This is a genomic window from Sphaerotilus sp., from assembly GCF_013299175.1.
Classification (GTDB): domain Bacteria; phylum Pseudomonadota; class Gammaproteobacteria; order Burkholderiales; family Burkholderiaceae_C; genus Sphaerotilus.
On record NZ_JAAFKF010000162.1, the window covers coordinates 1 to 5519 of the forward strand.

At 68.4% G+C, this 5519-nt stretch carries 5 protein-coding genes and 1 pseudogene; 3 read left to right on the forward strand and 3 right to left on the reverse strand.

What is annotated here, in order from left to right; all coding sequences use genetic code 11:
- Positions 1–217: 217 nt before the first annotated feature.
- The gene (locus QZW52_RS18345) at positions 218–637 is read right to left on the reverse strand and encodes a VOC family protein (RefSeq protein WP_294001399.1); all 420 of its coding nucleotides are present in this window, start codon (positions 635–637) and stop codon (positions 218–220) included.
- 4 nt (positions 638–641) lie between these two features.
- On the reverse strand, positions 642–1232 hold the full coding sequence (locus QZW52_RS18350) for a TMEM175 family protein (RefSeq protein ID WP_294001401.1): 591 nt from the start codon (positions 1230–1232) through the stop codon (positions 642–644).
- A gap of 170 nt (positions 1233–1402) precedes the next feature.
- On the opposite strand from QZW52_RS18350, the gene QZW52_RS18355 reads away from it, so the two are divergent.
- The 3 genes from QZW52_RS18355 (at position 1403) to QZW52_RS18365 (ending at position 5305) form a co-directional block, all read left to right on the forward strand.
- A complete protein-coding gene (locus QZW52_RS18355; protein WP_294001404.1) occupies positions 1403–3220 on the forward strand; it encodes a DUF1800 domain-containing protein in 1818 nt (605 codons plus the stop codon).
- Complete coding sequence (locus QZW52_RS18360; protein ID WP_294001406.1) at positions 3220–4590, forward strand: DUF1501 domain-containing protein; 1371 nt, start codon at positions 3220–3222, stop codon at positions 4588–4590. Before QZW52_RS18355 ends, QZW52_RS18360 begins: the two co-directional genes overlap by 1 nt.
- A gap of 142 nt (positions 4591–4732) precedes the next feature.
- Entirely contained in the window at positions 4733–5305 is a 573-nt protein-coding gene (locus QZW52_RS18365) for a YbhB/YbcL family Raf kinase inhibitor-like protein (protein ID WP_434738365.1), read from the forward strand.
- 87 nt (positions 5306–5392) lie between these two features.
- On the opposite strand, the pseudogene QZW52_RS18370 reads toward QZW52_RS18365, so the two are convergent.
- Positions 5393–5519, reverse strand: a pseudogene (locus QZW52_RS18370) (succinate--CoA ligase subunit alpha); the annotation flags it as partial.

Genomic DNA, 5519 nt, shown 5'->3' on the forward strand with positions numbered 1-5519 from the left:
GGCGATCGAGATGGGGGCGGATGTGGTGGACATCGGGAAGACGATTCATCCGCATCCGACGTTGGGTGAGTCGATCGGGATGGCTGCTGAGGTCGCGCACGGTAGCTGTACGGATCTGCCGCCGGGCAAGAAGTAACCTTCCCGCCGGACCCACGCAGCGCATCAACGCCTGCGAAGAAAAGCCCGATCGGTGTGAGCCGACCGGGCTTTTTTCATCTCACCAGACGCCAACATTCGGCATCGACCCCCAAGGCTCCACCACCGCCAGCGCCGCCCCAGCCTGCAGCAGCTCCACCGAAATCCCGTCCGGCGACCGCACGAACGCCATCCGCCCATCCCGCGGCGGCCGGTTGATCACCACGCCGTGGTCCATCAGGCGCTGGCAGGTGGCATAGATGTCGTCCACCGCATAGGCGAGGTGCCCGAAGTTGCGCCCGCCGCCGTAATCCTCTGGATCCCAGTTGTGGGTGAGTTCGACCTGCGCCGCCGTGTTGCCCGGTGCGGCCAGGAAGATCAGCGTGAAGCGCCCCTGCGGGACATCGCGGCGCGAGACCACTTCCAGCCCGAGGGCGTCGCGGTAGAAGTGGAGCGAGGCATCGACATCGGTGATGCGGACCATGGTGTGGAGGTAGTGCATGGCCTCATTGTCCCGCCTCGCCCGCCAGCGTGCGCTCGATGCGCCGATCCGGGACAAACCAGATGCACGCCACCACCCCCACCAGCCCCCCCGCCAGCCCCGGCCAGCCCGCCAACGCCAGCGCGATCGCCAGCACATAGCTCGCCAGCGAGACCTTGCCCTTGCGGTCGCGGCCCACGGCGGCCTTCAGCACGGACTGCTCGCCTTCGAGCCGGATGATCTGCCCCTGCAGCACCGTGTACGCCACGGCGCACAGGCACAGGTCCAGGCAGTACACCACCACCGGTGTCGCGGCGAAGTGGTTCTCGCCCATCCACGCCGTGGCGAAAGGCATCAGCGACAGCCAGAACAGCAAGTTCAGGTTGGCCCACAGCACCGCGCCGTTGACCTGGTGGACCGCGTGCATCAGGTGGTGGTGGTTGTTCCAGTAGATGCCGACGTTCACGAAGCTCAGCACGTAGCTCAGGAACACCGGCCACAGCGGCAGCAGGTCGCTCAGGTGCTCGCCGTGCGGGACTTTGAACTCCAGCACCATGACCGTGATGACGATGGCGATCACGCCGTCGCTGAAGGCTTCCAGGCGGTTCTTGTGCATGGCGGGGATGTTCAGTGGTGTTGTCAGGGCGCACGACTTGTCAGATGCGTGCCAAGTATGCACACCCGCCGCCCCCGCGCTCAAGGTGGCGCCTGAATGGCCGATGCGTCCGGACAGGGCCTGCGTGTCAAGGTCCAGTGTCCCCCTCCGGATCGCATGCAGAAGGCCCCATGAAATCCCCCCAAGCCGTTTCTCCTCTTCCTGTCACGTCCCTTGCCCAGGAGGTTCTGCGCGCCGGACGCTGGCTGGCACTGGCGTGCGTGTTCACGTCGGCGGCGCAAGCCCAGACGCCGGCGCAGATGTCCTGCCCGGCGAAGTCGCTGGCATGGACGACTCCGCTGACCGGAAAATCCTGCGCAGGTGTGCTGGCCGCCACGCCCTCCGGCACCTCGGTGACGGTGCGCAACACGCTGTCGGGTGTGACGGGCCTGGCGACCCTGAAATGCGAGTCGGGTGTCTGGACAACGCCGACCAGCCACGACTGCACGGCGACGGCGGGGACACTGACCACCTCCACGACGCCGACCACGCCGATCACCAGTCTGACCACCAGCCTGACTACCACGCCGCCCGTCTTCCAGGCCCCGGTGGTGGACGCCGCCGAAGTCGCTGCCGCGCGGCTGCTGGAACAGGCCACCTTCGGCCCGACCGCTGCCGAGATCGCCCGCGCACGCCAGATCAGCGCCGCGACCTGGATCGACGGCCAGCTCGCCATGCCCGCCACTGCCATCGCCGCTGGGGGTGACAGCACCGATCCCGTGCGCGAAGCCTGGTTCATGGCCATGGGCACCGCACCCGACCAGTTGCGCCAGCGCATGGTGTTCGCGCTGTCGCAGATCCTCGTGGTCTCGGCGGGCAAGAACGCCAGTGGCCGGGAACTCTCGCCGTGGCTGCAGACGCTGTCGAAACATGCGTTCGGCAACTATGGCGCGTTGCTGCGCGAGATGACGCTCAACCCGGCCATGGGCAAGTACCTGGGCCTCGGCCACAGCCGCGCACCCGCGCCGAACGAGGACTTCGCCCGCGAGGTGATGCAGCTCTTCTCCATCGGGCTGGTGGAGCTGAACCTGGACGGCTCGCCGCGCCTGGACGCCAATGGCAAGACCATCCCCACCTACGACCAGGCCCGCATCGGCGCGTTCGCCCGCGCGCTGAGCGGCTGGGGATTCGCGAACGGCTTCGAGGACATGTCCGCGCCGCTGGTGGCCCGCGAGCAGTACCACGACCGGGGCGCCAAGACGCTGCTGAACGGCGTGGTCCTCCCCGCCGGCCAGACGGCGGCGCAGGATTTCGACGCCGTGATGAACAACCTGATGGCGCACCCGAACGTGGCGCCGTTCATCTCGCTGCGCCTGATCCGCCACTTCGTGACCAGCAACCCGAGCCGGGCCTATGTGCAGCGCGTGGCGACGGTCTTCAAGCAGTCCGGCGGCAACCTGGCCGCGACCTTGCGCGCCGTCCTGCTGGACACCGAGGCCCGCTCTGCACCGGGCGCCGATGCGGGCCATCTGCGCGATCCGCTGCTGCATACGCTGGCCTTGGTGCGTGCCCTGGGCGGCCAGGTGATCAGTGGCCACAACGTGTTCTGGGACTACTACCTGATGGGCGAGCGTCCGGCCGATGCCCCCAGCGTGTTCAGTTTCTACTCGCCCATGGCACCCCTGCCGGGCGGGTCGGGACTGGTCGGGCCGGAGTTCCAGCTCTACGCTGGCAGCCAGGCGGTGCGCCGGGCGAACTTCGTGCTGGCGCTGCTCGACGGCGGACTGCCCGGCTCGCTGCGCATCGACCTCTCGCCCTTCCTGGCCGTGGCCGGCAACCCGCAGACGCTGATGGCCCTGGTCGAGCGCACCTTGCTGCAGGGCCGCTTGTCCGCCAGCACGCGCCAGACCATCGGCGAAGCGGTGTTCAAGACCAGCGACCTGAAACAGCGCGCGCTGACCGCGCTCTACCTGACCGCCATCACCGGCGACTACGTGGTGCAGAAATGATGAACGACGCAATCCTGTCCCGCCGCCAGTTTCTGGGTCAATCCACCCAGGCGGCCAGTGCGGCCACGCTGGCGTCCGTCGGGCTGCTGGGCCTGAGCGGCGCGGCGCAGGCGGCGGTGTCCGACTACAAGGCGCTGGTCTGCGTGTTCCTGTCCGGAGGCAATGACGGCGCCAACATGGTCGTGCCGCTCGACCCGGTGCGCCAGGCCCAGTACGCGCGGCTGCGCGGCCCGGCGGGGCTGGCCTTGTCGGGCACGGGCTTGACGCCGGCCCGGTACAGCCCGCTGATGACCGCCCCCGCCGCTGGCAGCCAGTCCTTCGCCTTCCATGCCGCGCTGGCGCCGATCGACCGCTGGTACGGGCAAGGCAAGGTGGCGGTGCTGCTGAACATCGGCAGCCTGCGCCGACCGCTGACCAAGGCGGAGTACCTGGCCGGTGGCAAGGCGCCGGGGGAGCTGTTTTCGCATCCCGATCAGCAGGTGCAGGTCCAGTCCGGACTGGGGGCGGGCAGCGCCACCGGCTGGGGTGGCCGGCTGATGGATGTGCTGGGGGGCGCGCGTGCGCTGGACGCAGTGGCCGTGGGCACGGCGGGGCAGTTCGTGCAGGGCGCATCCACCTTGGCCAATCTGTTGCCGGAGAGCGGTGGCGTGGCGCTGAATGGCTTCAACCTGTGGCCGCAGGCGGACGGGACCGAGCGGATGAAGGCGCTGCAGAAGGTGCTGGCCACCAACACTGGCAACCGCCTGTCGAATGCCGCGAACCAGTCACTGGCCGATGGCATCGCGTTGGCGAACACGCTGAAAACCGCCACCGCGGCGCCACTGGGAACGACGTTCCCGTCCACCAGCCTGGGCGCCCAGCTCAAGACCACCGCCCAGCTCATCGCCGCCCATGCCAAGCTGGGCCCCGGTCGTCAGGTCTACCACGTCACCCTGGGCGGATTCGACACCCACGGCGGGCAAGCGTGGCAGCACGGTGACTTGCTGGCGCAGTTGTCCGCTGCGGTGGATGCGTTCCAGACGACGCTGACCACGACCGGACTGGACCGCAGCGTCACGCTGTTCACCGCGTCCGAGTTTGGCCGTACCCTCAGCCCGAACGCCAGCGGCACCGACCACGGCTGGGGCAGCACGTCCCTGGTGGTGGGTGGTGCGGTGAAGGGCGGGCTGTACGGCGAGTTCCCTGATTTCACGCTGGGCGGGCCGGACGATGCCTCGGGCCGCGGCGTGTGGATCCCTCGGCTCGGCTTCCAGCAGTCGGGCGCGACGCTGGGGCGGTGGTTCGGCGTGAGCGCCTCGGCCTTGAGCACGCAGGTGTTTCCAGGCGAACTGGACCTGTTCCCACGCCAAGACCTCGGGTTCATGGGGTGAACCGGATGCCTGCATGCTGCCAGAATGCCCCTCCCAGACTTTGGAGAACCTGCCCATGACCCGCATTCATTTCCCTTCTTCATCGGTCCTCCTGGCGGCTGCGGTTGCCGCGGTGGCCCTGCTGACGGGCTGCTCCGGCTCGATGCCGGTCGCTGCCTCTGCGGCAGCCGCCAAGCCCGCCAGCGACTTCGTGCTCGCCAGCCGTGACATCGCCGAAGGCGGCACCATCGACAACAAGTTCGTGCTCAACGGCTTCGGCTGCAAGGGCGAGAACGTGTCGCCGATGCTGGTGTGGATCAACCCGCCGGCCGGCACCAAGTCCTACGCGGTCCAGGTCTACGATCCGGATGCCCCGACGGGCAGCGGCTTCTGGCACTGGGGCGTCTACAACATCCCCGCGTCCGTGACCTCGCTGGCGCAAGGGGCGGGCAACGCGGCAGCCAAGCTGCCGGCCGGTGCCAATGGCGGCCACAGCGACTTCTTCGACACCGGCGCCACGGGTGGCAACGGCAACTGGGGTGGCCCGTGCCCGCCGGTGGGCGACAAGCCGCACCGCTACATCTTCACCGTCTTCGCGCTCGGCGTGGACAACCTGCACGCCGCAGCCGGCATCCCCAAGACCGGCTCGGCTGCGCTGCACGGCTTCGTGCTGAACAAGGGCCTGGGCGACAAGATGCTGGGCAAGGCGTCGTTCACGGCGACCTACGGCCGCTGAGCGGCGGTTTTCCAGCGGATCTGCCCATGCAAAAAGCCACCCCGCGGGGTGGCTTTTTCGTGTCCCGCTTGGAACGGATTGAGCAGATTACTTGAGCAGCGCCTTGAGGAGCTTGGCCATCTCGGAGGGATTGCGGGTGACGGTGAAGCCGCACTCTTCCATGATGGCGAGCTTGGCGTCCGCCGTGTCCGCACCACCCGAGATCAGCGCCCCG